This window comes from Cryptosporangium sp. NPDC048952, assembly GCF_043197895.1.
Classification (GTDB): domain Bacteria; phylum Actinomycetota; class Actinomycetes; order Mycobacteriales; family Cryptosporangiaceae; genus Cryptosporangium.
Genome location: NZ_JBICTY010000001.1, coordinates 1,562,358 through 1,588,626 on the forward strand (window position 1 = coordinate 1,562,358; position 26,269 = coordinate 1,588,626).

19 protein-coding genes, 1 tRNA gene and 1 pseudogene are annotated in these 26,269 nt (G+C 64.9%); 13 read left to right on the forward strand and 8 right to left on the reverse strand.

The window, feature by feature from the left end:
• The first annotated feature begins 9 nt into the window (after positions 1–9).
• Positions 10–1,698 carry a M28 family peptidase gene (locus tag ACGFY5_RS07415; RefSeq protein ID WP_392718311.1) on the forward strand — a complete coding sequence of 563 codons (1,689 nt, stop codon included), beginning with the start codon at positions 10–12 and terminating at the stop codon, positions 1,696–1,698.
• A gap of 30 nt (positions 1,699–1,728) precedes the next feature.
• On the opposite strand, the gene ACGFY5_RS07420 is transcribed toward ACGFY5_RS07415, so the two are convergent.
• Positions 1,729–2,514: an SDR family NAD(P)-dependent oxidoreductase gene (locus ACGFY5_RS07420; protein WP_392718313.1), complete on the reverse strand. Its 786-nt coding sequence runs from the start codon at positions 2,512–2,514 to the stop codon at positions 1,729–1,731.
• A gap of 90 nt (positions 2,515–2,604) precedes the next feature.
• Here ACGFY5_RS07420 and ACGFY5_RS07425 point away from each other — a divergent pair, with 90 nt between their 5' ends.
• From ACGFY5_RS07425 to ACGFY5_RS07440, 4 genes are all read left to right on the forward strand, one after another.
• On the forward strand, positions 2,605–3,876 hold the full coding sequence (locus tag ACGFY5_RS07425; RefSeq protein WP_392718315.1) for a hypothetical protein: 1,272 nt from the start codon (positions 2,605–2,607) through the stop codon (positions 3,874–3,876).
• Between the two features lie 94 nt (positions 3,877–3,970).
• Positions 3,971–4,047: transfer RNA gene (locus ACGFY5_RS07430), tRNA-Ile, on the forward strand.
• Positions 4,048–4,108: 61 nt separating this feature from the next.
• Positions 4,109–5,032, forward strand: a complete 924-nt coding sequence (locus ACGFY5_RS07435) for a tyrosine-type recombinase/integrase (protein ID WP_392718317.1) — start codon at positions 4,109–4,111, stop codon at positions 5,030–5,032.
• Positions 5,033–5,098: 66 nt separating this feature from the next.
• Positions 5,099–8,716, forward strand: a complete 3,618-nt coding sequence (locus ACGFY5_RS07440; RefSeq protein ID WP_392718319.1) for an NACHT and WD repeat domain-containing protein — start codon at positions 5,099–5,101, stop codon at positions 8,714–8,716.
• On the opposite strand, the gene ACGFY5_RS07445 is transcribed toward ACGFY5_RS07440, so the two are convergent.
• Positions 8,690–9,949 carry a helix-turn-helix domain-containing protein gene (locus tag ACGFY5_RS07445; protein ID WP_392718321.1) on the reverse strand — a complete coding sequence of 420 codons (1,260 nt, stop codon included), beginning with the start codon at positions 9,947–9,949 and terminating at the stop codon, positions 8,690–8,692. The genes ACGFY5_RS07440 and ACGFY5_RS07445 overlap by 27 nt on opposite strands.
• A gap of 150 nt (positions 9,950–10,099) precedes the next feature.
• Here ACGFY5_RS07445 and ACGFY5_RS07450 point away from each other — a divergent pair, with 150 nt between their 5' ends.
• The 5 genes and pseudogenes from ACGFY5_RS07450 to ACGFY5_RS07470 all read left to right on the forward strand — a co-directional run bounded on the left by ACGFY5_RS07450 (position 10,100) and on the right by ACGFY5_RS07470 (position 15,247).
• Positions 10,100–10,489 carry a hypothetical protein gene (locus ACGFY5_RS07450; RefSeq protein WP_392718323.1) on the forward strand — a complete coding sequence of 130 codons (390 nt, stop codon included), beginning with the start codon at positions 10,100–10,102 and terminating at the stop codon, positions 10,487–10,489.
• The gene (locus tag ACGFY5_RS07455; RefSeq protein WP_392718325.1) at positions 10,474–10,878 is read left to right on the forward strand and encodes a hypothetical protein; all 405 of its coding nucleotides are present in this window, start codon (positions 10,474–10,476) and stop codon (positions 10,876–10,878) included. The genes ACGFY5_RS07450 and ACGFY5_RS07455 overlap by 16 nt, the downstream gene beginning before the upstream one ends.
• Positions 10,875–11,147 carry a hypothetical protein gene (locus ACGFY5_RS07460; protein ID WP_392718327.1) on the forward strand — a complete coding sequence of 91 codons (273 nt, stop codon included), beginning with the start codon at positions 10,875–10,877 and terminating at the stop codon, positions 11,145–11,147. The genes ACGFY5_RS07455 and ACGFY5_RS07460 overlap by 4 nt, the downstream gene beginning before the upstream one ends.
• Positions 11,148–11,299: 152 nt before the next feature.
• Positions 11,300–11,611 (forward strand): hypothetical protein, encoded by a 312-nt coding sequence (locus tag ACGFY5_RS07465; protein ID WP_392718329.1) that lies wholly within the window; start codon positions 11,300–11,302, stop codon positions 11,609–11,611.
• Between the two features lie 87 nt (positions 11,612–11,698).
• Positions 11,699–15,247 (forward strand): annotated as a pseudogene (locus ACGFY5_RS07470) (AAA family ATPase).
• On the opposite strand, the gene ACGFY5_RS07475 reads toward ACGFY5_RS07470, so the two are convergent.
• From ACGFY5_RS07475 to ACGFY5_RS07485, 3 genes are all read right to left on the reverse strand, one after another.
• The gene (locus tag ACGFY5_RS07475; protein ID WP_392718331.1) at positions 15,248–15,544 is read right to left on the reverse strand and encodes an NIPSNAP family protein; all 297 of its coding nucleotides are present in this window, start codon (positions 15,542–15,544) and stop codon (positions 15,248–15,250) included. It lies immediately after the preceding pseudogene.
• A gap of 47 nt (positions 15,545–15,591) precedes the next feature.
• Positions 15,592–16,368, reverse strand: a complete 777-nt coding sequence (locus tag ACGFY5_RS07480) for a GntR family transcriptional regulator (RefSeq protein ID WP_392718333.1) — start codon at positions 16,366–16,368, stop codon at positions 15,592–15,594.
• A 439-nt stretch (positions 16,369–16,807) separates the two neighbouring features.
• The gene (locus ACGFY5_RS07485) at positions 16,808–17,179 is read right to left on the reverse strand and encodes a hypothetical protein (RefSeq protein WP_392718335.1); all 372 of its coding nucleotides are present in this window, start codon (positions 17,177–17,179) and stop codon (positions 16,808–16,810) included.
• Positions 17,180–17,220: 41 nt separating this feature from the next.
• Here ACGFY5_RS07485 and ACGFY5_RS07490 point away from each other — a divergent pair, with 41 nt between their 5' ends.
• The 3 genes from ACGFY5_RS07490 to ACGFY5_RS07500 all read left to right on the forward strand — a co-directional run bounded on the left by ACGFY5_RS07490 (position 17,221) and on the right by ACGFY5_RS07500 (position 22,698).
• Positions 17,221–19,029: an FtsK/SpoIIIE domain-containing protein gene (locus ACGFY5_RS07490; RefSeq protein WP_392718337.1), complete on the forward strand. Its 1,809-nt coding sequence runs from the start codon at positions 17,221–17,223 to the stop codon at positions 19,027–19,029.
• 796 nt (positions 19,030–19,825) lie between these two features.
• The gene (locus ACGFY5_RS07495; protein WP_392718339.1) at positions 19,826–20,524 is read left to right on the forward strand and encodes a hypothetical protein; all 699 of its coding nucleotides are present in this window, start codon (positions 19,826–19,828) and stop codon (positions 20,522–20,524) included.
• A gap of 83 nt (positions 20,525–20,607) precedes the next feature.
• Positions 20,608–22,698: a DUF262 domain-containing protein gene (locus ACGFY5_RS07500; RefSeq protein ID WP_392718341.1), complete on the forward strand. Its 2,091-nt coding sequence runs from the start codon at positions 20,608–20,610 to the stop codon at positions 22,696–22,698.
• A 178-nt stretch (positions 22,699–22,876) separates the two neighbouring features.
• Here the strand turns inward: ACGFY5_RS07500 and ACGFY5_RS07505 are convergent, their stop codons facing one another.
• The 3 genes from ACGFY5_RS07505 to ACGFY5_RS07515 all read right to left on the reverse strand — a co-directional run bounded on the left by ACGFY5_RS07505 (position 22,877) and on the right by ACGFY5_RS07515 (position 26,244).
• Positions 22,877–23,554 carry an RNA polymerase sigma factor gene (locus tag ACGFY5_RS07505; RefSeq protein WP_392718343.1) on the reverse strand — a complete coding sequence of 226 codons (678 nt, stop codon included), beginning with the start codon at positions 23,552–23,554 and terminating at the stop codon, positions 22,877–22,879.
• A gap of 873 nt (positions 23,555–24,427) precedes the next feature.
• Positions 24,428–24,808: a cupin domain-containing protein gene (locus ACGFY5_RS07510; protein ID WP_392718345.1), complete on the reverse strand. Its 381-nt coding sequence runs from the start codon at positions 24,806–24,808 to the stop codon at positions 24,428–24,430.
• Positions 24,805–26,244 carry an MFS transporter gene (locus ACGFY5_RS07515; RefSeq protein ID WP_392718347.1) on the reverse strand — a complete coding sequence of 480 codons (1,440 nt, stop codon included), beginning with the start codon at positions 26,242–26,244 and terminating at the stop codon, positions 24,805–24,807. The genes ACGFY5_RS07510 and ACGFY5_RS07515 overlap by 4 nt, the downstream gene beginning before the upstream one ends.
• Between the last annotated feature and the right edge of the window lie 25 nt (positions 26,245–26,269).

Genomic DNA, 26,269 nt, shown 5'->3' on the forward strand with positions numbered 1-26,269 from the left:
GGAGAAGGCATGCGCGTTCGCACCCGCCGCAACGGTCCGACGCGGTCCGTCGGAGTTCTGACCACGCTGGTCATCGCCGTGGTGACCGGCGTCGCCGCCAACCAGATGACCGCAACCGCGACGCCGACCCGAGCGATCCGCCCCGCTCCGGCCCCGAGCGTGCCACCCACGCCCACTCCGCGCGCCACACCGCCCGGCACGCCCCCGGCGACGACCCCGCCCGCCCAAGCCGGCCTGGCCGCCGGACGGGCCATCGCCACCCAGGTGACCGTCGACGGCGTCCTGTCCCACCTCCGCGCCTTCCAGCAGATCGCGGACGGCAACGAGGGGACCCGGGCATCCGGCGTCGGCCACGGCTACACGCGCAGCGCCGACTACGTCGCCGGACATCTGGAACAAGCCGGCTACCGCGTCACCAGACAGAAGTTCGACTTCCCGTACTTCGAAGAACAGCGCCCGACCACGTTCCGCCGCACCACCCCCACCCCCCACAACTACCGCGCGACCACGGACTTCCAGATCCTCAGCTACTCCGGCTCCGGCACCGTCGAGGCGCGCGTCCACCCGGTCGACGTCAAGCTCCAGCTGCCGCGCGCATCGACCAGCGGCTGCGAAACCGCCGACTTCGCCGACTTCCCGCGCGGCGAGATCGCCCTCGTGCAGCGCGGAGCCTGCGACTTCACGGTGAAGGCCCGCCACGCGGTCGCGGCGGGCGCGGCCGGGCTCATCATCTTCAACCAGGGCAACGGCAGCCGCACCACGAACCGCGACCGGTTCGACGCGTTCGGCGGCACCCTGCAAACGCCGTTCCGCATTCCGGCCATCGGTGTCTCCTACGCGATCGGCGCCGAGCTCGCAGCGTCGCCGCGGCGTAGCGTCCGCATGGAGACGGACACGCTGTCGGAGACCCGCACCACCGAGAACGTGTTGGCAGAAATGCCCGCGAAGCGGGCGGGGCGCACGGTGATGGTCGGCGCACACCTGGACTCGGTGCCCGCCGGACCCGGGATCAACGACAACGGCAGCGGAAGCGCCGGAATTCTCGAGGTGGCGCTGCGCTACGCGGAGCTGGCCCGCAAGAGCCCGACGCCGAACAACCTACGTTTCGCCTGGTGGGGTGGCGAGGAGTCCGGGCTGCTCGGGTCACAGCACTATGTGGACGCGCTGACCTCGGCGCAGCGGGAGAAGATCGCGCTGTACTTGAACTTCGACATGATCGCGTCGCCCAACTACGAGCTGGGTGTGTACGACGGCGATCGTGGTCCGACCGGTTCCGGCGCGATCGAGAAGTTCTTCCAGGGGTTCCTCACCGAGCACGGGCAGAAGTCGACGCCCAGTGCGTTCGACGGTCGGTCGGACTACGGGCCGTTCATCGCGAAGGGGGTCGGGATCCCCGCGGGTGGGATGGACACGGGCGCCGAGGGGATCAAGCCGAAGTCGGCGGTGGCGAAGTACGGCGGTGTGCCCGGCATCGCGTTCGACCCCTGCTACCACCAGGCCTGCGACGGTTTGACCGCGGTGAACGACAAAGACCGTCGCGACGACTACCGCCGGCTCGTGCGTGCGTACGGGAACCGGCTGGTCGGGAACGTGAACGTCGTGCCGCTGGATCTGATCAGTGACGCGATCGCGACCGCGGTGGGGCGGTATGCGTTCGACGTGTCGGATGTGGTGGGGGCGGGGACGCCGGCGCCTTAGAGTTCTGGCGCTCGGCGCTTTGGGCGCGCCCTAGGTGAACGAGCGGGCGCTGGGGCGGCCCTGGCCGCCGTCGACGGCGATGTTGGCGCCGGTGATCCAGGAGGCGCGGTCGGAGAGCAGGAACGCGGCGACGTCGCCGATCTCCTCGGGGTGGCCGAGCCGCCCGAGCGGGAACTCGTTCGCGCGGAAGTGCTCGAACCGCTCCGGGTCGTTCGCCTTCAGGTATGCCCAGCCGCCGCCCTCGAACAGGATCGAGCCGGGGCTGATCGCGTTGACCCGGATGTGGAGGGGCGCGAGTTCCAACGCGAGGGTCGCCGCGAGGTGGATCTCCGCCGCCTTTGCCGCGGCGTACGCCGTGCGCGGGCCGGGCTTCACGCCCGTCACGGACGCGACGAACAGCACCGAAGCGTTCCGGGCCTTCTCGAGGTACGGGAGGGAGGCCTTGGTGAGCGCCGCCGCGTGACCGACGTTGAGCGCGTACGTGCCGAGGAAATCGTCGACAGTGCTGTTGCGCAGGTTGCCGTTGCCCTGGGTGCCACCAGCGTTGGCGACGACGCGGTCCAGGCCACCGAGCGACTCCGCGACCTGGTCGACTGCGGCGCTCAGCGCGTCGGAATCGGTCACGTCCGCCACCACCGTGGTGACCGGACGACCGTGGCGACCGATCTTCTCGGCGGCGTCGGCCAGACCGTCGGGCCCACGCGCGATCAGGCCTACCCAGGCGCCTTCGCGGGCCAGCGAGTCGGCGATCGCCAACCCCAGCCCGCGGCTGCCGCCGGTGATCACTGCCCGTGCGCCGTCCAGACCCAGATCCATGGACGCCACGGTATGTGGTTGCGGAGCGTAGTCACAGTGGGGCTGTGGATTCGCCGGGTTCGTGGTGCGTCGCGCCGATACCCTACTTCCATGGCGATTGCCGAAGAGCTCATCGCGGGGGTTGTCTCCAGCGTGCTCGCGGTGCTGCTGGTGGAGATCTACCTGTGGTTACGCAGGAGGTACCGGCGGCGGGCGTTGCGGTGGCTGGTCGGGACCGACACGGTTTCGGTGATCACACCGGTCTATCCATGGGCCGAGAACTCCCATCCGGCGGGGTTGCTGACCACGTACGACGCGATCGGGTTGGCGCACGTGCTGGAGGCGTGCAACCGGGTCGGCACGGTGCCGGTGGTGACGCGCAGTGGTGAGTCCTCGGAGAATTCGCCGCTCGACGTCGTGGCGATCGGTGGGCCGTCGGGCAACCAGGTGACCTCGACGTTCCTCAAGGCCTACTGCCCGGGGTTCGAGGTTCTCACCGATCCGGAGACGGGGTACCTGTCGTACCGCTGCGGCGATCGGGTCTTCGCGCGCACCGAGGACGAGACGTTCGCGTTCATCGTGCGGCTGTCGCCTCGCGAAACAGGGCTGCCGGGCACCGCGCTGATCGCGTGGGGGCACTCGGCGGTGTCGACTGCTTCGGCGGGCTATTACCTGGCGCGGTATGCGCAGTCGTTGCGCAAGGTCGGGAAGGGATCGTTCTTCGTGGCGATCTCGGTGCGGTGGGTGCTGGGGTATCGCGCGTTCGATACCCGGCCGATCGATCTGACGCGTGCGGCGTTCGCGCCGCTGGTGGGGGAGTCGCGCGGGGCGCGGTCGGTTGTGGAGTCTCGGGCGGAGGCGCCGGTTTCGGCGCCGCCGGCGCTTCCGGCTTCTGCGCGGCCGGCGTCCGTGGGTTCGGCGTCCGTGGGTTCGGGTTCGGCTTCGGAGGAGCCGGCGGAGGAGCCGGCGCCGCGGCGGCGGTTCGGTCGGGGGAGTCGGTCGGCGCCGCCTGCACCACCGGCGACCTCGGCGGCGCGGTCGAGCGCGACCGGGCGGTCGCGGGTGGCGGAGGCGCTGGACGACGTTCGCGCGGAGACGACAGTGGTGACGACGCCGGAGCCGCGCGTCGGCGCGGCGGAGGCGGGTTCGGCGCCGAGCGAGCCGGTGGCTACTGGGGCGGAGTCGGAGCGGCTGATCGAGGATCTGCCTCCGCGCAGGGTGTCTCGGTCGGGCGACGGGGTATCCGGCGACGCTCGGCCGGGCGACGCGCCGTCGAGCGCGGCCGAGAATGCGTCGACCAAGCGGCCGCTGAGGCGAGCATCCAGCACCGCGCCGTCCGACGGCACGGACGAGCCCGAACCGCCAGCGCGGCGGAAGAAGTAGCACCGCGGACAGGCAAGATCCGTGTCGGAGGCGCGACAGTCCGTCGGGGTGGCAAGCCACCGCCCGGGGTCGGACGCTAGTCTGCGCTGACGAGGGGGCGGTAGCTCAGTCGGTCAGAGCAGGGGACTCATAATCCCTTGGTCGTGGGTTCGAGCCCCACCCGCCCCACCACCAGGCAATACGTGAGTACTAAGTCCTGCGTAGCGGTGCAACAGAGAAGTATTCTGCCCGCATGGCGGTCACCCCTCGTGCTCCGAGCGTCGCCGTAGATGACCTTTCGGCGCTGCTTCCGGACTGGCAACGACACTTACGGGCGCTCAACCGAGCGCCGTCCACGATCTCCTCGTATCAGACCGTTGGTCGGGCGTTCGTGGCCTACCTCGTGGCTCACGGGATGCCGACGCGGGCGTCCGCCGTGAAGCGCGAGCACATCGAGCACTACCTGGGGCACCTGGTCGCCAATGGCTCCGCGGGGAACGCCGCGAAGCACTACCGAACGCTGCAGCAACTCTTCCGGTGGCTGGAGGAAGAGGGCGAGATCGACGCGTCGCCGATGGCGAAGATGCGTCCGCCGGCTATCCCTGAGCAGCCGGTTCCGGTGTTCACCGAGGCCGAGTTGGCTGCCCTGCTGCGCTCTGCCGACGGGAAGCGGTTCGAGAACCGGCGCGATACCGCGATCATCCGGTTCTTCCTCGACTCGGGCGCGCGGTTGTCCGAAGTGGCGTCGCTGGAGCTGGGTGACCTGGACTTCGACGCGGACGTTGCGATCGTGATGGGCAAGGGCCGACGGGGGCGGGCGGTGCCGTTCGGGGTGAAGACAGGGGAGGCGCTGCGGCGGTATCTGCGGCTGCGGTCTCGGCACGCTGAGGCGAATCTGGACGCCCTGTGGATCGGGCGGAAGGGGAAGATGACCGGGAGCGGGATCACGCAGATGCTGGAGCGCCGTGCGGCGGATGCAGGGATCGAGAACGTGCACCCGCATCGGTTCCGGCATACGTTCGCGCATCGGTGGTTGGCAGATGGTGGGCAGGAGCAGGACTTGATGCGCCTCGCCGGCTGGCGGTCGCGGGAGATGGTGGGCCGGTATGCGGCTAGCGCCGCCGATGAGCGAGCACGTGCGGCACATCGCCGGATGGCGCTCGGAGATCGGCTCTAGCGTGACAGGCCGACTGCTGCGCTTCCGCTATCTGGGCTTACGCCGATGTCTGAGAGGCTCACTCTGATGAGATGGTTTGAACTGCGCGTGCTCCTGATTGGCGTCTTATTCGGGTTCGGAACGAATCTTCTGACGGCTGATCCGGAGCAGTGGTGGGCGCCGTTCAGACTCGTCAACGAGTTCGCGCCGTTTTGGGTGCCGACGGCTCTACTCTCCCTCATCGCCATAGAGCTCAGCGGTCGCTGGTGGCGAAAGCGTCGCATTCACTGGCATAGCGAGGATAGTCCCTATCCGGGGCTGGGCGTATTCTCGTCTGATTATTCGAAAGTCTTCTTCGGCAGGGAGAGCGAGACTGAGGAGATCCTCAAGCGGATCACCCGCAACTCGCACAATGACGAGCGGCGGGCGCTCGCGCTAGTCGGACCCTCGGGCGCAGGCAAGTCGTCCATAATCCAGGCAGGTGTCCTACCGCGTCTTTCAACCAAGTGGGCCGTGGTTGGCCCTATTGTGCCTGGCGCGGATCCATTCCTGCAGTTGGCAATGCTGCTCGGGTCCAAGCAGGATGAAGAGGAAGTCGAGCGTGACAGGACTCAGCAGGACGCACGCCTTCTGGCAGATGAAGCACGGCGCATCGAACTCGGGGACCTGTCGGTGCCGCAGTATTTTCTGTCCCGACTGTCTGTTGCGCGCGCCGGCAAACGAGACTTGGTAGTTGTGCTCGACCAATATGAAGAAATTGTAACTCGATCCGCGCCGGGAACGAGTGATCTATTTTCTGCCTTGATAGTTGCCGGTCTGCGTGCCGACAGTGGTCTCCATCTGTTGGTCGCGCTGCGGCCCGAATACTTAGGCTCGCTAGAGGGCTCCGCGCTCGCCCCGCTAGTCGCGAATCCGTACCCCATAGGCCCTTTGAGTCCTGCTGGCATGCGGAGGGCGATTGTAAAACCGGCAGAGGCCGCCGGACTCACAATTGATCCGAGCCTCGTGGAGACGATGGTAGCTGAGGCGACCGTGGGCGATGCGCTCCCATTGCTTGGACATTTGCTCCGTCGTTTGTATCTAAATCCGTCGACTCGCGGTGCAATCACTCTTGAGACTTACGAGCAGGCCGGTCGTATCAGCGGATCAATAGCAAGGCACGCTAACGAGATATACGAGTCCGTGGTCGCGGTATTTCCCGCGGAAACGGTCGAGCGTCTGCTGTTGCGGTTCGTGGCATGGGACGGTCAAGTCGAGGTCAGGCAACAGGTAAGCCTACGATCTCTCAATCCTGAGGAACTCCGAATCGCTGAAGAGTTCCGCATGGCACGATTGCTCATTCAGGACGCGGATGGTCTATCCTTGGCTCTGGCTCACGATGCTCTGCTCCGACATTGGGACATTCTCATAGATCTCGTTGAGGCGAACCGAAGCCTATTGTTTCGTCGAACGTCGCTGGAGCAGAGGGCGCTTGACTGGGAGCGGCGTGGCAAGAGAGCCGATCTGCTCTCGAGCGAAGCCCTCGCGGACATCGCAGCGGCCGAGGAGCGGATTCCGCTGAGCGAGTCTGCGGGGGAATTCATCCAAGCTTCGCGCGATGCTCTAACGGAGGAGCGCATTAAGCGAGCCGACGAGGCGGCTTCTTGGGCGCAAGAGATAAGTGACAGTGATCCCGAACTCGCCTTGGCTGTGGCGCATGCGGCGGTGACGGAACTAGCGCCTTCTAGGCGTGCGGTAATGACACTCTGGGGACTGACCCACGAACAAAGGACTGACCGAATCGGATTCGGGCCCACGGCCGGTGTGCTGGACATGGTGTGGACCGCGCCAGACAGACTTTTGACCGTGTCCGGGGAGGGATTGCTCTGCGTGTGGGATCGGTCTGGCGCCTTAATCTCATCCACTGAGCTTCCCGATCGCCTTACGCCCATTCGGGCCTCATTTTCCAAAAATGCCAAAATGCTGGCGACGCTCTCAGGCTCGGGGAAACTGGTGGTCTGGAAGGTCGGCAGGACGTCTAACCATCTGGACTTCGTTGGATCGTTAAGTGTCGACGATGCCCGTGACTCGAAGTTCGCATGGTCGCAAGACGGCACTCTTTTGGCGACGCAATTTGGCTGGGGGCCGCTCACTGCTTGGCGAATTTATGAGGACCGGGTTGAAAAACACTCTTTCGGAAAATCTGAAGAAGACCTTCGTCGGGCCGCTCAATTCCAATGGGCACCAGATGGTGAGTTGCTGGCGCACTTTGGCCTGAGTCGCACCGAGTCGATTCTGAAGGTTATCACGCTTGACGGCGATATCGTCGCAAGACTTCCAGTAAAAGGGCTGATGCCGAAGTTTTTTTGGTCCCCCGATTCAGAGTCGGTGCTCGTTATCGATGACACGCGTGCCAGCAAGACGGACCTTTATAAGAATGGTCGTCGTGGCCGTGTCTTCCACGTATCCTCAGGCAAGGTGACGGCGCAGTTCACGGTGAAAGAGACGATAACTGCTGCGGCGTGGCATCCGGACGCGATCCAGTACGCCGCCGCTTCGGGCTATGGACCGCTTTCGCTAACAATCCGCACGGGCAAAGAGATCGTTGCCACTATTGAAGGCGGACGCCACGGTAACGTGGATCTGATGGCTTGGAGCCCAGACGGTTCGTATCTGGCCGTCGGCCAGTCAGTCGGCCCTGGTCTGGAGATCTATGATTTAGAGGGCGAGATACTTAACCACACCGCAAGTGGCTCTATCACGGATATCTCCTGGAGAGGCGACAGAGAATTCGGACTGGCAGGATCGAGTAGTGGCACCTGGCTTGTTGGCCGTTCCTCCGGCGTGCAGCCAAGCTCGATTGACCTAGGTAAAGGATTTCACAGTCTCGACCCAGGAGGCGAACATGCCGCAACGTGGTCCTGGAGTTCCGCCCTTGTGATCCAGGACCTGAAATCCGGAGTGGAGTCGCAAATCGTAGAGGCGCGGGATATGAAGGGCACCCAACTAATTTGGGCTAATGCAGGCGGTGATTATCTAATTCGCCTATTCGATGTGTGGGACGGGAGGACTGAGAGCATCGCGGTCGGGAAGTTGGGCGGGTCGGCGGCGGAGCTAAGAACCTTAAAGAATAGTGAACAGATGCCGCGTAGTTTCGCATGGTCTCCCGCCGATCGCCTAATCGCGGGTGGAAACGAGGCGGGCGACGTCTTTGTGTGGAGTATGGAGACGTCGGCGTGCTCGCAAGTAGCAAAAGTTGATAGTGCGATCGCCTTCGTGCGATGGTCCGCAGATTCACGACGACTGGCAGTAGTCTATGCCGACTCAAAGGTAAGGGTCCTCGACTCGGAAACAGGATCGGAGTTGGCTGAACTCGATGAGCACGGCAAAAAGATCGAACATGCTGTATGGTCGCTCGACGGCCAGTACCTGGCAACGGTGTTTAACGTTCCTGGGGAGAAGATCAGGCTTTGGGATCCAGCAGTCGGGGAGGCTTTAGCCATTCTCACCGTTCCTCGCTCCGAGGGAATACTTGATCTCTGGTGGGAGACGCCTGGATCGCTTGTGGCTTTTACGCGAAGCGCCAAGATTCTCGTTTGGACCTTGCCGACTCGCCTTGATGGTGTAGGTGCGGTTGCTGAGGAGATGCCTGCGATGCGGGAACTTTCGCTGGCCGAAAGGGGCAGGTATGGGCTCCCCTCATATCCTGCGGCTGAACCGCAGTGATCTCTCATCTCGCTCTAGCAAATCGGCGAGTCTTTCTGCGAGCTCATTTGTGATCTTGGAGTTGGTATATGGGGGAGTGGAGAGCATTGAGGTAATCCGCTTCAGGCGCTTCCTAATCCAGGAAAATTGCTGGCTTTCGGGTAGATCGAGGATCGGACGTAGCGCGTCGATGGCGTCTTCCGGCTCTCCGAGTTGAAGGTGTGCCGTTGCGAGGTAGACATGCGCCAGTGCAGCGTCGGAGATCGAACGCTTATGAGGATCACTCGTTGACCACAACTCGATCGCGGTCCGCGCACCGGTCGCGGCGCGGTCCGCATCACGTCCGCCGTTGAGCCAAACGAGGCTGCTTGCAACGTAGTAGTGCTGCTTCTCGATCGCGAAGCCAAAGATCCCAGCCTCGTCGGGAGCGGCAGACGAAGCCACCTCGCCAATAGCCCGATCGAGGAGGTCGTTCGCGGCTCGTGAGTCGCCGGTTACGGCCCGGCACTGCGCTTCTGCGCTGAGTAGGCGACTCAGCGCCTGCCCGCGACGCACGTAGCGCTGGCCATCGATTGCAGCGCGAAGCGCCCCGTCGTTGTCCCCGGTGAACCGGAGGATCAAGCTCTGGGTCCCACGAGTCCACGCCTTCAGCGCACCGTCGTTCGCTAGGTCCGCTGATCGCCACGCGGCTTGGGCGTGCACCTGAGCCGCATCAGGATGTCCCATATCGAGGGTCGCGTACGCGAGGATCCCGGACAATCGGCCCACCGTGGCGAGCGTGTCTGACACATCACGTGGACGGAGATGCCCTCGCTGGAGCGCCGCGTTCGCCTCGTGGCGGAGCTGCACCGCGGACTCAAGGATGGTCGCCGGCGGAGTGCCGAGATACTGAATCGCCAGATGCTGGGTGCGCTCGCCAGCCGTATCAACCGGCGATGGCTCCGCTAGACGCGCGATGTCACGCGACTCCATCAGCGCCGTTTCGAGCAGCTGACTCTTTGCCCGACGAGCCTCCCGACCGCTGGTCGCTTTGTTCCACGCGTCGGTCAGCTGCCCCTGTGCGTTCAATTCCGCATCGGCGATTTCGACAAAACGCTGATCGGGTAGTCGCTTGCCGTTCTCGATATTGCCGATGCTTCCGCGGTGCGTATAAGTGACCGCCGCCAACTGGCTCAGCGAGAGTCCACGTTCCATGCGAAGTGCGCGCAGGAGCTGTCCGAATCGTTGCGCGTCGGCCGCTTCGTGTTCGGCCACGTGGTTCCTTCTGTCGTCACCTGGTCGGTGCCGCGCTTGACGACAGCAACGACCTGTTCGTCAGGTGCTCCGCCTTTCACGCTACTGATGCGGCCAACGAATCGGTCCGGCAATGGAATCACGACTGACGCTCGGAAGAGGTGCGGTCGCATGGCGTATCACGCAGAAAGGCCCGGGGAGGGTTCACTCATCGACGGTGGCCCAACGGCCAACTGTTCCGAGTCCGGCCCGACACTCGCAGACCCGGGCCTGGCTCTGGCATGGCGCAACCGCCGGATCCTCTCGATGCGGCTGGGCTGGCCCGCCGGGGCTGTGGAGGTCTGCGAGCAGGTCGAGCGCGAGTGCCCGGACGGGTACCCGAACTACTCGCTGGGCGGGTCGCGCGAGCGTCCGGACGTGGGCTATTACGCGCTGCCCTGGAAGCCCGAACGCCTGGGCCAACGCCCCGTCTTCGGCATCGACGCGGACGCACTGATGACCGCGATTCGCACCCAAGAGCGGAAGCTAAGGCGGGGAGGCGCACCGTGTCGTTGCCGTTGACGCCGGTCGTCGGCTATATCCGCGCACTGACGCGAGAGGACGGGCAGACCCTTCGCGCCGACCTCGACGCGTACGCCTGCCGGGCTCGACTCCTCGTACGCGACGTCGCACGCGAAGCGCCCGGTGCGTCTGCAGCGATGCTGCCGGCCTTCGCCGGCTGTCTGGAGATGGTCCGAACGGAGATCGTGCGCGGGATCTTGCTGCCGACGTGGGGTCATCTAGCCCCGAACGGCGTACTCGGAATGGCGTTGTTCCGGGCGGCGCGTCAGGTGGGCACGCCTCTCTACGTCGCCGACCTCACCGACATCCCGCACTGGGCGGTGGAGATCGCGGTGTCCGCGCATCAGGTGCAGGCGGACCTGATCGCGACGGCGGGAGGGCCGTCGTGATGCACGGCCTGAGCGCGTCGCCGGCTGAAGCCGACCGGGAGACGCGCGACCTGAGCGTGATGCCGCCGCGGTGGCATCGAACGCTCACCCGCGAGGACGTCGAGACGGCGCGCGGAGTGCTGCCGATGCACCATCCGACGGGCCTGGATCCGCTGCGGCCGGTATGCGCGAGCGCCACCCACCTGATTGTTGTTCAGTCCTGGCCCTGTGAGCAGCACCGCTGGGCGCGGTGGGTGCTCGATGCCGACGACCGCGGGGAGATCACCTGACTGAGTGAGAAGGCCGGACCACCGTGAACCCTGGCAGGCGCGGGTGGTCCGGCTGGGGCGAACCCCGGTGTCGCACGATACCGGGGTAGACCGCACGGTCCGGCGTCGTCGGCCGGGCCGCTGGCCGCTCCCGGGAACGCTTCCGTTCCTGAGTGGAGTTGATGGTGGTGACGACAGAGCCGGGTCTGGAGACCGACGAGCCCTGCGAGGTCCTGCACGAGGGCGTGCCGTACGTGCAGGGCTGGATGGATGCGAATGACGCTTTGACGGCGCTGCGTGAGGCGCTGGAAGGCTGCGGCCTGGCCGAATCCATGCCGTATGCGCGAGCAGACGTCACTGTGGCTGGCATCGGCGTGGTCGAACTCGGTCGAATCACGCCGGAGATCGCCTGGCGTTTGGCCGCGCTACTCGCTCGCGCGCACAAAGCCGACGACGACGCGGATGGTGGGAGCCGCGCCGCGTAGCACTGTGGACTTTCCTGGACACCCGTACCGGCCCGTGTTCGCTGCATTACTGTCGGCTCCGGCGGTAAGCGGCTCCGGGAGGCACAGTTGCGGCAACGCCGCTCGTCGTCGACGACGCTGCAACTGTCGTTGCTGCTGGTCGGCATCCTGCTGGAGATCACCGCCAACTTCGCCGCGAACGCAGCCGAAGACTCCGCGGTGGCCCGAGCCATCCAGAACATCGCCACCCCGAGCCTGATCATCCTGCTGTTCGTCCTCGTCGTCGGTAACGGGGCGGTGCTCTGGTGGGAGAGCCCCCGCACGAAACGCCCGGAGTGGCAGTCCGACCGGGCGCCGTATCCAGGCCTAGCCGCGTTCGACGAAGACGACGCTGCCGTGTTCTTCGGTCGCGAAGCCCAGATCAAGGAACTCATCGGTCGCCTTCACGAGGCAACGGCCGACGCACAGGACCGCTTCGTCTGCGTGACAGGGGCGTCCGGAAGCGGCAAATCGTCTCTCGTCCATGCCGGTGTCGTTCCCCGATTACGGACGAGTCGTTGGAGTGTCCTCCCGACGCTGGTTCCGGCCGGCGAACCACTCGGCGGGCTCGCAGGGCTACTCGTCACGCTCGCCGGAGGCGAGCGGCCATCCCACCTGCACGACCTCCGCCACGATCCGGACGCCCTGATGCGGGCCGTGCGTCAGTGGCGTCGCGAGCACGGCAACCGCTACGGCCGGGTTCTGCTCGTCCTCGATCAGCTCGAAGAACTCGTCACGCTCTCCGGCCCCGCCGACCGCCGTCTGTTCCTTGACCAGATCGTTCACGCCATGACGTCGGACCGGCGTCTGTGGGTTCTGGCCACGCTCCGGCTGGAATTCCTGGACGACTTGCTCGCCGGCGAGCACCCGGAGCTGTTCGGGGCGCCGGTCGCGCTGGGGTCGATCGGCCGGGCGGAGATCGCGACTGTCATCGAGGAGCCCGCTCGTCTGGCTGGAATGACCTTCGACGACGGGCTCGTCGCCCGGATCGCCGACGACACCGGCACCCCGGACGCGCTCCCGCTATTGGCCTACGTCCTGCAAGAGCTGTACCTCGCCACTCGATCCGGCAAGGGGAAGGGTGCAGGAAAGGCGACCCGCGAGACTTATGACGCGCTCGGTGGCGTCGCCGGAGCGCTCGCCCGGCAAGCCGACCTCGTCCTCGCCGAACTCCGCGACCGGTACGACTCCGACGCGATCCTCTCCGCGTTGCTGCGCCTCGTCGCGATGGACGGCACCGAACCGACCCGCCGCCGCGTGCCGCTGGATGAGCTGAACGCCGATCAGCGGCAGATCGTGGAAGCGTTCGTTGACGCGCGTCTGTTGACTACCGACGCCGCCGACGGCAGGGCGTTCGTCCACGTCGCTCATGAAGCGCTCTTCCGCCAGTGGGCGCCGCTGCGGCAGGAGGTTCGGACCCGCGCCGAACACCTGACCCGACGGACCGAACTCGAGCGCTGGGCCACCGACTGGGAACGCGCCGGCCGCAGCGATGACTACCTGCTGACGGGCGAACGCCTCACGCTGGCGGGTCAGTGGCTCGATGCGATGGCCACTGCGGGGCAGGACGTCCCCGGGCCGCGCGCGCTGGTGGATGCCTCCAGGCGGCGAGACAGCGCCTTCCTGCGCCGGGTGTCGACGTCAGTAGGCCGCTACGCCCTGGCCAACGTCGACCGATATCCGGAACTCGCAGTCCTGCTCGCGACGGCGGCGCTGGCCGACTGCGCACGGACGCCGATCGCGGCGCGCGCGTTGATGTCCGCGCTGGCGTTCAGCCATGCCGAGTCGGTGCTGTCCGGCCACACGGACGCTGTCCGTGCGGTCGCGTGGTCTCCGGACGGGACTACAGTGGCCACCGGATCGCGCGACGGAACCGCGCGCATCTGGGATACCTCCACGCGAACCGTCTCCCACGTTCTGGCCGGGCACGACGGGATGGTCGACGGCATCGCCTGGTCGCCGGACGGAGCACAAGTTGCGACCGCGGGTAGGGACGCCACCGCCCGGATTTGGGACGCCACGACTGGCGATCCGATCGCGGTGCTGGAGTGCCCGGACTTCGTGCGCACAGTCGTATGGTGCCCGGACGGACGCGCGTTGGCCGCCAGCAGTCGAGACGAATGCGTCCGGGTCTGGGACACCGACTCGTGGGACCTCCGCACCACGCTGACGGGGCACCGTGGTGACGTCTGGGGGCTGAGCTGGAGCCCTGACTCGACACGGCTGGTCTCCGCGTCCCACGACCGAACCGTCATTGTCTGGGATGTCGGCACCGGACAGCCAGCGGTCACTCTCGTCGGACATCTCGACTTCATCGAAGCGGTCGCGTTCTCCCCGGACGGCCGGTGGATCGCAACCGGATCCGCCGATGAATCCGTGCGCATCTGGGACGCCGCAACGGGCACGGAACGCCGGTCGGTCGGTGGGCATCCGGACATCATTTGGTCGGTGGCCTGGACCCCGGACGGAACGCGCCTCGTCTATGCCCTCGGGGATGCCACCGTCCGAGTCTGGGACACGATTCGGCTCCGCGAAGTCGCCGCGCTCCGCGGCCACGACCAGACCGTGTGGCATGCCGCCGTCAGCCCTGATGGCACGCGAGTACTCACGGGGTCGGCCGACGCCACCGCGCGCATCTGGGCACTCCAACCGCCCGGTGCCGAACGGACGACCCTCGTCGGACACACCGCCCCGGTGACCGCTGTCGCGGTTGACGAGGGCGGAACCGTGGTCACCGGATCCGATGACGGCAGTGTGCGTCGCTGGGCACCCGAAGGCCCGATCATGCACCCGTTCGAGTCACCCGTGGTGGCTGTCGCCCCGTCCCCTACGACAGCCGTGGTCGCGGTGGCGTTGCAGGACGGGACCACGCACCTTCTCGATACGGCCGCAGGATCCGCACGCGTCGTCGCGGACGGTGTGCCGTTCGAATCCCTGTCTTGGTCTCCGGATGGGTCACGCCTCGCCTGCGGAGCCAAAGACAACACAATCCAGGTCCTCGACACCCGCGACCGGACGCCGCTGCTCACACTGCGCGGACATACGGATTGGATCGGAGCGCTCGCCTGGTCACCCAGCGGCCGGTTCCTCGCGTCCGGGTCCGACGACCGCACCGCCCGCGTCTGGGACCTCGAACACCCGGACACACCACTCGTGCTCACCGGACACCAGAACTACGTCGACGGCGTGAGCTGGGCACCCGACGAACAGCACCTCGCGACCTGCTCGGCGGACTGGACGATCCGGCTCTGGGAACCCGGAGCAGGGAATTAGCCGGTCCGAACCATGACGGGGCACGAACGGCGAGTGCGCGCTGTGGCGTGGTCACCGGATGGCCGGAGGCTGGCGTCCGCGTCCGACGACAGGACCGTCCGTCGATGGGACGTCGAGAGCGACGAGCCGGAGCAGATCCTCGGCGTGCACCGCGACGCCGTGACAGCGCTGGCCTGGCTACCCGACGGAGAACGGGTGGTGAGCGGATCGGCGGACGGCACCGCCCGGATCTGGGCGGCCGACGTCGACCTCGACTCGCTTACCCGGACAGCACGTGAACGTGTTTTCCGAGGTCTGACGGCAGATGAGCGCCGGGAGCATCTGCTCCCGGCCGACGACGAGTAGCTACAGCACTTCCTCGACCACGCGCATGTCCTCCTCGACGATGTACTCGGACGGATCGAGATTGAGGTCGTCGCGCTGGGAGGTGGACCAGTAGCGCTTGTTCGCCTCCTCGAAGGTCTCCTCGCCCTCGTAGGCGATCACCCAGATATGCGCGTTGCGCTCCCGGTCGACCCACGACCCGCCGATCTCGAAGCCCAGCTCCTTACGCAGCGGGACGACCTTGGTCCGCCACTTCTCCACCCACTCGTCCAACCGGTCCGGCCGAATCGTGTACGTCCTCAGCTGCACAGTGCGCACGGCGCAAACTTCCTTCCAATCGCCCGATTCGCCTGAGATTAGCGGGCTTAGGAGGAAGAGGGGCCACCTGTCATCGGGTAGAGGAATTCACTTTGATCGGCCGGGACGCGTGTTTCCTCCAGCACTGCGGGCCGACCAGCGACCGCGCACACGCGCGAGACGACCAGCAAGGGAATGCCGGGCTTCGCTCCGAGGGAAGCGGTCTCGTCCCCGAAGGGCATGCGGGCGCGGACGTGGTCCTGAAACGTCAACGAGTGTCCCTGCTCTGCGAGCCACCGGTAGGCCTCCGCCGGCTCGGGAAGGTGCGAGCGCTTCTGCCAAGGCGCGTCCAACTCAGCAGCGACCGGGAACGGCACCGCCAGCCAAGCCGATCGACGCCTATCGTCGTGGGCGTAGAGCGCTTCGCGGGTGAGCATCGGCGTCCCGATGTATGTTCCCGTCAGCAGGTCGGCGTGCGCTGCGGTGGCGTCGACTCGCAGGTAGACCGGCTTGCCGATCATCGTCCACTCTGCTGCGCCAAGCTCGGCGTAGTCGGCGGTCAGACTGCGGTCTTCGGCGTGCGCGGGACGTGCGTGCGGGTCGCGGACGATCGCGCCGAACGGGCGTCGGACTGAGACGAGCCCCTCTCCGGTGAGAGTGGCGACGGCCTGACGGATCACCGGTCGGGACACCCCGAACTCCCCGGCAAGCGCCTCCTCGGACGGTAGCGGCTGCCCGGCCGGGAACTGTCCGGACAGGATGCCGTCCCGGAGATAGTCCGCCACCTGTCGCCAGCGGGGGACAGGCGTGGTGATCCGCGGACGGGTCGCCTTCTCGCGCGGCATGGGCCACACCTTCTCTAGTTGTGTCGTCCCGACGCGGTCCGTCGGCATTCGCGCCGCTGGTCGGCGGTCCGAGCTAGTCCGCTTCTAGTCCCCAGCGCGACGGGAATCGAGGCTCTTGCCGCAACGTAGTACGTTAGTTGTACAACGTCAACGTACTACGTTTACGTTGTACCGAGCTCGACCGATTGGAGACCGCCGATGGTCCGACGCCCATGTGGATTGAACGATCCTCGATGCCTGCGGTGCCACCGCCGACCGGTTCGGGAGCTGCCGCAAGTGCCGCGCTCGTGCCCGTTGGCTCCGCCGAACCCACCGTCCCCGATGACCCACTCGGACGGCTCGGGGCCGCCGGACGTCATGGGACGACTTCCGCGCCCCAAAGACATCCCCAGCATGTCCCACCACGTGGTGATCCCGTCCCGGCCTTCCACGCGATCCTCTACCGCATCCACTCAGCAACTCGCACCAGAAAGGCACACCACGTGACCGCGATGACCACACCCCGGACCGACGCCCTCCCGACCCGCCGGACCGACCCACCGATGAACGGAGGTACACGCTGAACGACACACAGAACACCCCGACGCCCGACGGAGAGCCCGCCCACCGAACCCAGTGCTTCCCTCGCGTCCCGAGCGCCAATGAGTTCGACGATCAACTCACGCGCCTTGAAGAGCGTCTGACCGACCTTCAGCGGCACCACGCAAACCTCGTAGCCGCCGCCCGTGCCGCGCTCCTGGCCGACGCAGAAGGCGAAGCCGATCCGCTCTGGTACCTCCGCGACGAACTCCCACCCGCGCCCATTGGCCACCCGCTATCCGACGAATCCGACCCGCACGGCGGTGAGTCCCGATGACCGGGCGCCACCGCGACCGCTACGGATACGGCCTCGGGATCGGGTTCGTTCCGCCCTCCCTGGTCGGCATACTTCTAGGCTTCGCCTTCTTCCTCGTCGTCAAGACGGTCCACGCGCTTTCGCGGACCGTGTGGCGGTACCGGTCCGAGTTGGCTCCGCTGGTGATCGCCGGAGCGCTCACCGTGGCGGGCTGGTACTGGCACTACACCCATCCGCGCTGGGCGCTGCCGATCGCGGTGAGCGCCTGGGTCGTCGTACTCGTTCTCGTACTACTGCCCTCCCGCTGGGCGGTCGTCCGTCGGTCTTGGTTGCCGCGCCGGATCGAGCGGGCCTACGCGGCGCTGTGCGTCGCGCTCGCCGGAACCTGGCTCTCGGCCACGATCACGGCCGGACCCGGTACCGGACCGATCCCCGGACTCGGCCTGCTGTTCACTCTCGCCGGCGCGGTCCCGTGGTGGGTGCACCGGCGGCGTCGTGCTCGAATCCAGGTCGACCGGATGCTGTCGGCCTGGCCCGGCGTAGCCGACCAGATCGGCTTGACCGGCTCGAAGGTCGCGTCCGCGACCGTCGGCAAGTTCGGGTACGTCGTACGGCTGGCATTGCGCCGTGGCCAGACCGTTCAGCAGGCGGTCCGGGCGGCCGGCGGGATCGAGTCCGGGCTCGGCGCACGACCCGGCTCGGTCCGGATCGAGGCCGACCCGGTACGGGCCGACCGCGCGATCGTCCGGGTGATGCAGGTCGACCCGCTCGCCAGGTCGATCCCGTACCCGGAGCCGACCGGGCGCGGTTCGATCCTGCGTCCGTTCCCGCTGGGCGTGTTCGAGGACGCGACTGCCCTAGCGGTGCGCCTCGCGTACCGCAATGCGCTCATCGGGGGAGTGGTCGGCGCTGGCAAGTCCGGTGTGCTGAACGTGCTGCTGGCTGGACTGGTCGCCTGCCCGGACGTCTTGGTCTGGGGCATCGACCTGAAGGGAGGCATGGAGCTCCTGCCGTGGATGCCCAGCCTCGCCCGGCTTGCTGTGGAGCCGGACCAGGCGGTTCGGATGCTGCGGGACGCCGTAGCGGAGCTGGATCGGCGTGCGGCTGAACAAGCCGCCGCCAGCCAACGGCTCTGGCAACCCCGCCCGGCCCGTCCCGCGCTCGTCCTGGTCGTAGATGAGTGGGCCGAACTCCCCGCCGCCGCCGGGCCGCTGGCAGACTCGCTCGCCCGCCGCGGACGAGCCGTCTGCGTCACGCTGCTCGCCGCAACCCAGCGGCCGACGCAGAAGGCTATGCAAGGCGGCGCGATTCGGTCCCAGATGGACGTCCGGATCTGCCTGCGGGTCCGGGAAGCCCGGGACGTCGACCTGATCCTCGGACAGGGCATGAACACAGCCGGCTGGAACGCCCAGTCCCTCGACGCCCCCGGAAAGCTGCTGATCTCCGACCCCGATCACGTCCAGCCTCGTCCGGCGCGCGCCTATTGGCTGCCCGACGACGCCGTGAGCGGGCTGGCTGCCATTCACGCACCCGTCCGCCCACGTGATCTAGCCGAGCGCCCCCATGTCGAGCAGCCTCCGCCTGAGCCGTCCGCAGTGCCGTCTCCGACGATCCCGGCTCAGCGCGAAAGCAACGAGAAAACGACGACCGCCGAACAGAAGCTCTGCGACGCCCTCGCTGGCGCGCCCGAGGAAGGAACCGAGATCGGCGAGCTGATCCAGGTCACCGGAATGTCCCGGGCGTGGGTCTATCGACAGCTGTCCGCTCTGGCTCGCCAGCGCCAAGCCACCCAAGCCCAGCGTGGCCGGTGGCGCGCTACTCGCTAACGCCGAGTAGTTGTCTCTTGTCTCGCCCAACGTCTCGTCTCCGCCGTCTTGCGCGCCTGCGCGTATGAGACACATCCAGCGGAGACGAGACGAGCGAGACGGAGACGATCACAAGAAGTAACGACGAAAGGAGGAACCGACGGCGGAACAGTCGGATCAACAGCGCGAGGCTCTGGCCCGACAGCGAGCCCTTATTGCCCGCATCGGGGCGTACAGCCTCTGGGCACGGGTCGAAGATCGGACCGCACGAACAGAGGCCGCGCGACGGAAGTTCATGAGCCGCTTCGAACGCGAGGTGGATCCGGACGGCGAGCTACCGCCGGAGGAGCGAGCTAAGCGTGCGTCGGCGGCCCGGAGCGCCTACTTTTCAGCCCTCGCTTTGCGGGCGGTACGCAGGCGCGCTATGCGCCAACCGCGAAGACGCGACGATTGACCGCTTAGGCGGTGCGGCGGCATGAATTGGTCAGTGCGGTAACCGAGAACCGTCCCAGGCGAGCCGACGTCGCGCGGCGCCTGCCTCATGGCGCTCGCTTCCCGCTCCAACCAGAAGCGAAGAAGGAATCAACGTATCGGACATCTCGTCGACAATCCGTGCGAGGCGTCTTGATCACCGAGCACGCCAACGACGCTAATGTCTGCCAACCTCAATCTTCGCGGCTATCTCAACTCTCACACTGATTCAATCGCAATCCCATATTCCACAATCCACAGATGAGCTCGGACTCAACCTTTAGAGTGGCTCCGTCCAGGTCGACCGATCCGCCGTGTCTCTGTTGGAGATGTTGAGGGGGTTCAAGTGGATCGCAAGTTGATCGTGAAGCAGTTCGCGACCGAACCGGGATTAGCGTTCATCGAGGTCATTCGGACAGCATCGACACCGGTCGGGGCACGGGAAATCAAGGCGTTGATTGCGGATGCCGGCGTCGGGCCGGTCGAAGTCGACCGGTGGTGGAAGAGGTCTCAACCCTACCTGCGCCTGCATCCGCATATCGAGAAAACACCGAACAACAGGTATGAGTGGCGGATTGAAGCGGAAGAGTCTGCAGCATCACTAGGAAATTTGGCAGAGATTACTTTAAAGCGGATCCCGTCGTGGCTCACGCATGCGTACGTGGACAACGTTTCAGACAGCCTAGCGATTGCTGAGAGTTCGGGCCCGCGCAGCCAGGGCAGTTGGGCGCGACAACGTGAGCTTGGCAAAGCGATTCTGCTGGCAAGCATTGCGGCAGAGGTTGGAGCTCGCCAGGCCGACGGCGCGAGCGCCGTCGATGTAGTGGATTTCATCATGAAACATGCCGACCGCGCCTACATATCACGGTTCAACCAGCCAGGGGACACGACCAAGTTCGATTCCGATCGGCATGAGTCGATCGATTCCTCGAGACTCAAGGCGGGGGAGCTCGTAACGGTCGCTCGCCCCGGTTTCGTGTGGAATGGAGCGGGTGACGATACGGTGGTTGTCAAAGCTCGGGTTGTGGCGCAGTCGCGGCCTTGATGATGGCATTACTCGCAGGGGGTAGGTCCGGCCATCCGCTAGCAATAGTTAGGGGTGACTCGCACGATATACACGATCTTTTCATGAGGCGACCATTTAGACTGCTCGATTTCCAGCGCGAATACGTCTGGGAGAAGGACCAAGTACAGCGACTCGTGGCAGACTTGGAGCGTAAGTTTACGAGTCAGCACGATTCCCGAGACACCACGTTAGACGTTGCTTCTTATGATCCGTACTTTCTCGGATGTATGATTATCTGGGAGGACGCTGGTTGCACCTATCTCGCCGATGGTCAACAGCGTCTTACCACCCTTTTCATTCTATTAATATATCTCTCGCACTTGACGTCGCAGCGCGATGATTGTGTCGATCAATGGCGAACTCTCGATGGTCTTATTCGAACGGCTAAACTTGGCAACCATTCTTACGCAATTGATCTGGAAGAATATCAGGATCTCTTTGATGCCTTGGTTGCCGGTAGAGGCTATCCCGACGATGGGTCACCAGATATTCATCGCGTCCAACTGGCGTACAGTCACATAGTTGAGAGCTTTCCGATCGATCTGGGTGGCGAGAACTTAGCTCTCTTTGTTGAATGGCTTCTGTATAGGGTTTCTGTCGTGACGCTGTCAGCTGGTGATCGCGACCGTGCACGCGAGATGTTTCAGACTATGAATGGCACGGGCGTGAATTTGACTTCGCTCGACTATCTGAAGACTTACCTCCTAGGCGACGCGCCGGGCACTCAACAAGGACTGGACCGTCAATGGCACAACATGGTGGCAAGTATCGAGCGCGTAAAGAAAGGTGCCGCCTTGTCCTTTCTTCAGTCCGCGTTTCGTGCCCAGTTCCCCGAACTTCAACCTTACAGAGTGGATGGCATCGCACTGGACACGTCAACTCACGATTGGGTGAAACTTGAGGAGTCGAGGCTATGGCCAGAAGGCCGGAAGGGGCAGCGCGCTAAGTTCTTCGCGAAAACATTATTGCCCTTATCCGAAATTTATGTGACCCTTCTCAAGGCTGAAGGACGGCTGACAAAAGGGCTTGAAGCTGTCCGTTATAACTCTTTCAATGGAATCAATTGTCAGTTCGATTTAGTGCTGGCGGCCGTCCAACCTCTCGACTCTAGAGCGACTAAGGAACGAAAGGCGCGGCTAGTAGCTGAGTTTATTGACTTCCTGTTCGTGATGCGCGCCATCGACGATCCAGCAGACCATGAATCGGTTCCTAAGGTCATCGAAAATCTGCTAGGGCGGGCGCGTCTAACGGAATCCGAAGACGGCTTACGCAAGCTCCTAAAGGATGAATCGAGTCGGCACGTGGCCGATGCCCATCGCCTCGACACCCTTCAATATCGCGCTAGTAATCGAAGCTTGGTTCTTTATCTGCTGACCCGACTGACTGCGTGGGTGGAAGCTGGCATGGAAAAAGAACCGGACATTGAGGGTTACTTGGGCAATAGCGAGGTTGTGCGACATTACGAGATTGAGCATCTGTTCACTAGAAAGCCCGGTGTATATGATCCTGGCAGTGGATCGTTGGCGCTGCGCGCACGACTTGGTGCACTAGTTCTGCTGGATGGTCTCGATAATTCTAGTCTTGGCGGTCTTCCGTTCGATAAGAAGACTGCGGCCTATCTTAGTCAAAACACGCTTGCCGCGTCGCTTCACGAAGCCATGTACGATAAGGGACACGCTCGCTTTCTTAGGTTTGTGGCTAATCAAAAAATGAAGAATTTGTTCCAGCCATTCAGGTCTGGGGACGCGGTGGGAGAAGTAGTCGAAAGGCGTCAGGCTCTATACCGTGCTATATTTGAACGAGTCTGGTCGACAGAGAATTTCGCTGTACTCAGCTCGGCTACGGATGCCTCGGCGAAGCGGAACCGACGAAACTACGGCGTAGGCATCGCAGACCTACAACGGGCGCGTTTGATTGCCACTGGTGAGCGTTTAACGGCGCGCCGTCGTGGCAAAACTTTTGAAGCGACCGTGAGAGCGGATGGCCAGCTCGATACTGGAAGCGGAGAGTTCTTCGCTAGTCCGACGGCAGCGCAGAGGGATGTTTTGCCGGCGGGAGTCAAAGGAACGAACGGCTGGGTTTTCTGGTCGGTTGCGCGAACGGGCGAGACGCTTGGCGCCATCCGCGCGCTGTATGAATCTAGGAGGCAGTAGCGCATCGTGGGGGTCCGTACGCCTGCCATTCGACACGGCCGAACACGTCCATGCGTGGGATCGATGCATGACTGAGTCGGTCTACGATGGATTTGGTGAGCGCCCAATAGCGAGGTACTCAACGCTCTACGGCCTGTGCCGATCTGCGTCGTTACTGGTCCGTGTAGGGCTAAACCCATTAGTCCAGATCTTTGGCCGTGGGTTCGAGTTCCACCCGCTGCATCGACGGGCTAGTTTGCGCGCTCCCTGGCAGGGGAGCTTCATCGAGGCTGGGCTCCGGAGGCTCGCTCTGTGACCCTTGATCGGTCCGGTGGGTCCACCTCTCGACGCCGGAATTTACTTGACCTGTCGGCCGCCGATATTTGGGCTGGGGCGTATGCCGAGCCAATGCATTGCGTGCGTGACGAATATGAGAGCGAATGGTAGCCGGATTTTTGCCTAAGAGTTCAGCGATCTCGCGAGGAGCATAACCATCGACGAGATGGGCGAGTATTTGCCGTCGATGATGTGGTAGGTCGTTCAGTAGGCTAAGCACATACTCCTTCTCCTCGTGGAGGCTGCCGTTCTGCGGCGCGGGTCGGCGTCCCAGAGTGGAATAGGCTTCAGACTCACGGAGCCGCGTTTGGCGCATGCGAAAGAACATATGCCGAACGACTGTCTTCGTGTAGGGAACTGGTTCCAGTATGTTGGACCATCCCGTGAGCGTCGCAATCAATGCGTCTTGTGCCAAATCCTGCGCATCATCGACTGATGCTCCCAATGCGATCGCGAAGCGAATCAGGTGTGCATGGTTCGCTCGATAAAAGTCTTCATAGGCGGCGTCGCTTGACGTCGGCGCCTGGATGCTCTCGGGCATGAAGGTGCTTTTTTCCTTCCGATCGTGGAATTTTGCTGAGATACAACGTCTGTCGCATGTTGTCTCCTACTTCATGCCCTGCATGACTAGTTAGTGTCCTCGGGGAGGAGCGGCGTGCAAGCCGCGAGGCAGTTGTCTCCCGCAGGCGCGTTAGTCAGACCTCTGGTCATGGCGATGGTGCCGTTGGCCGAGGTTAGGGGTCGGTGGCCCGACCTAGTGAGGCGCCGTGCGGCGTCGGCCTGTCTCTGCCGGCGCGCAAGTAGCGGATAAGCTGGGTCTCCCTCATAGTGGCTGAACGAGCAGACGAGCAGCTATGTGGCATCGGGCGGTGGCCCTGACGCGGCGATGGTCTTCGGCCCCCTGGAGGCTAAGGGCGGCTGGCGGTCGCCGGAGTACCCCAAGCGATGAAGGTGCTCGCGCCAGAAGCCGGGATGCTGATGACAGCGCTTTCTGGTCATGCACCTCGACCTCGCCGACGTCGAGCAGATGTTGGCAGTGTGGGCCGAGGCTTTCCCCCACGATGATGTGCCGCCAAGGGTGCACCGCATCCTTGGGGACGCCTTCGGCGACAAGTGACTAACGAACCGACTCGCTAGCGCGTCAGTCCGATGTGGATTTCAAGCCCTGCGTTACAGCAAAGTATTCGACGCTCTACGGTGCGCGCCGGCCTACGTCTTCGCTGGTCCGCGCAGCGCTACACCCGTTAGTCCTCATAATCCCTTGGTCGTGGGTTCGAGCCCCACCCGCCCCACCCCCCGTCTCACTCAAGAGGTCGCCTGAGAGCTCGCGCGACATCCAACGCCGCGGCCCACGTTGGCCTCCGAAGTGCGGCACGCCGAAGGCCAACGTGGTCTCAATGGCGTCGCCCCGCCACTACCGCTTCTCCAGCCGCGAGCCGTCGCGGAGAGTGATTGACATTGTGTCGGTGGGCCCGTCGAGCTCCAGTCGGTGCCAACGCCCACGCGGAACGATTACCGCGTGGCCTGCGGACAGCGCTATCGCCGTCTCGGCCTCGCCTGGGCTCTGGGGCCGGAAGTAGAGCTGGCACGAGCCGGCGAGGACCGCGACGAGCTCCTCGGCTTCCGGGTGGATCTCCCAATGGTCGGCATGCGCGTCCGCATTGTTTTCCAGGTGGTAGGCGGCGACCTGCCAGCCGCCGGTTCCCGCGTCCATGACGCGTGGTCCGGCCGTGACGTTTCCGCCGGCGCGGAGATGGATGCCGGTGTCGAACAGATCGATGGAGATGGGGTTCATGACGGAGCTCCTTCCAGGGTGGACGCGGTGTCCGGGACGGGCGGGTTCCGGCGGTGCCGGGTGAGGGGGAGAACGGTTAGGGCCACCACGGTCGCGAGGAGCAGGAACGCGGCCGCTGCGGTCAGCGCGAGGGCATAGGCGTCGGTGAGCCGCGACGGCGTGGGCGTGTGGCCGGCGGAGTGCGCGGCGAGGGTCGCGAGTGAGCTGAGCCCGATGCATCCGCCCAGTTGACGGGCGCTGTTGAGCAGTCCGGACGCCATCCCGGCGTCGGCCGGGCGGACACCGGTCAGAGCGGCCGCGGCGACCGGTCCGAGACACATCCCCAGGCCGACGCTGGTGATCAGCGAGGGGCCGAGCACGTTACCCACGAAGGTTCCGGCGACGTCGATCAGCGAGAACCAGCCGAGCCCCGTCGCTGCCAGCAAGCTCCCGGCGATCAGCGTGCCGCGTGGCGACGAGCCGCTGGTGAGCCGGGTGGCGAGGACGACACCCGCGACGGTTCCTGCTGAGAACGGCAGGAAGGCGACGCCCGTCGTCGCGGCGGACCAGTCGAGGACCTGCTGGAGGTAGAGGGAGACGAAGTAGAACGCGGAGAATTGGCCCGCCGCTGCGAGGAAGACGAACGCGTTGGCGCCGAGCACCCACCGGTTGCTGAACAGGCCGAGCCGGACGAGTGGTTCGGATGCCCGGGTTTCCAGGACGAGGAAGGCGGTGAGCAGCGCCACTGCGGCGAGCAGCGTCCCGATCGTCGGCGCCGACCCCCATCCCAGCCGATCGGTCCGGACGACCCCCAGCACCAGCAGACCACTCCCGGCGGTGGCCAGTACGGCCCCGGGCACGTCCAATCGTCCCCTTCGTGCGGGCCGCGGATCCGTGGACGTGGCCAGCAAGGCCAGCAGCAGCCCTCCGGTCGCGATCGGGACGTTGACGAACATCACCCAACGCCAGCCGACGTACTCGGTGAGCAGGCCACCGGCGAGTACGCCCAAGGCGCCGCCGACCGCGTTCACTCCGCTCCAGAGGCCGAGTGCGCGGGTGCGTGCGGCACCTTCCGGAAACGTGACCGTGAGCATCGCCAGCGCCGACGGTGCGACGATTGCGGCCGCGATTCCTTGGACCGCACGCGCGGTGATCAACTGCCAGGGCTCCTGAGCCAAGCCTCCGAGCCCCGATGCGATCGCGAACGCCGTCAGGCCCCCGAGAAACAGCCGCCGACGCCCGTACAGGTCACCCGCTCGGCCCGCTAACAGTAGGAAACCGCCGAACGTCAGCGCGTAGGCGTGGACGACCCAGGCGAGATCGACCGGCGCGAATCCGAGGGCGGTGCTCATCGACGGGAGCGCCAGGTTCACGACCGCCATGTCCAGCGCAACGATCAGTTGGGCGAGACAGACCGCGAGCAAAGTGCTGATTGGCTTATTTTTATACACGTACATAAACTAGCCCGGGCCCGGACGAGAT

Excerpts from the sequence above, each read along its gene's own strand:
- ACGFY5_RS07415 (WP_392718311.1), top strand. The coding sequence starts at position 10 with ATGCGCGTTCGCACCCGCCGCAACGGTCCGACGCGGTCCGTCGGAGTT.
- ACGFY5_RS07420 (WP_392718313.1), bottom strand. The coding sequence starts at position 2,514 with ATGGATCTGGGTCTGGACGGCGCACGGGCAGTGATCACCGGCGGCAGC.
- ACGFY5_RS07425 (WP_392718315.1), top strand. The coding sequence starts at position 2,605 with ATGGCGATTGCCGAAGAGCTCATCGCGGGGGTTGTCTCCAGCGTGCTC.
- ACGFY5_RS07435 (WP_392718317.1), top strand. The coding sequence starts at position 4,109 with ATGGCGGTCACCCCTCGTGCTCCGAGCGTCGCCGTAGATGACCTTTCG.
- ACGFY5_RS07440 (WP_392718319.1), top strand. The coding sequence starts at position 5,099 with ATGAGATGGTTTGAACTGCGCGTGCTCCTGATTGGCGTCTTATTCGGG.
- ACGFY5_RS07450 (WP_392718323.1), top strand. The coding sequence starts at position 10,100 with ATGGCGTATCACGCAGAAAGGCCCGGGGAGGGTTCACTCATCGACGGT.
- ACGFY5_RS07480 (WP_392718333.1), bottom strand. The coding sequence starts at position 16,368 with ATGCCGCGCGAGAAGGCGACCCGTCCGCGGATCACCACGCCTGTCCCC.
- ACGFY5_RS07490 (WP_392718337.1), top strand. The coding sequence starts at position 17,221 with ATGACCGGGCGCCACCGCGACCGCTACGGATACGGCCTCGGGATCGGG.
- ACGFY5_RS07500 (WP_392718341.1), top strand. The coding sequence starts at position 20,608 with ATGAGGCGACCATTTAGACTGCTCGATTTCCAGCGCGAATACGTCTGG.
- ACGFY5_RS07505 (WP_392718343.1), bottom strand. The coding sequence starts at position 23,554 with ATGCCCGAGAGCATCCAGGCGCCGACGTCAAGCGACGCCGCCTATGAA.
- ACGFY5_RS07510 (WP_392718345.1), bottom strand. The coding sequence starts at position 24,808 with ATGAACCCCATCTCCATCGATCTGTTCGACACCGGCATCCATCTCCGC.
- ACGFY5_RS07515 (WP_392718347.1), bottom strand. The coding sequence starts at position 26,244 with ATGTACGTGTATAAAAATAAGCCAATCAGCACTTTGCTCGCGGTCTGT.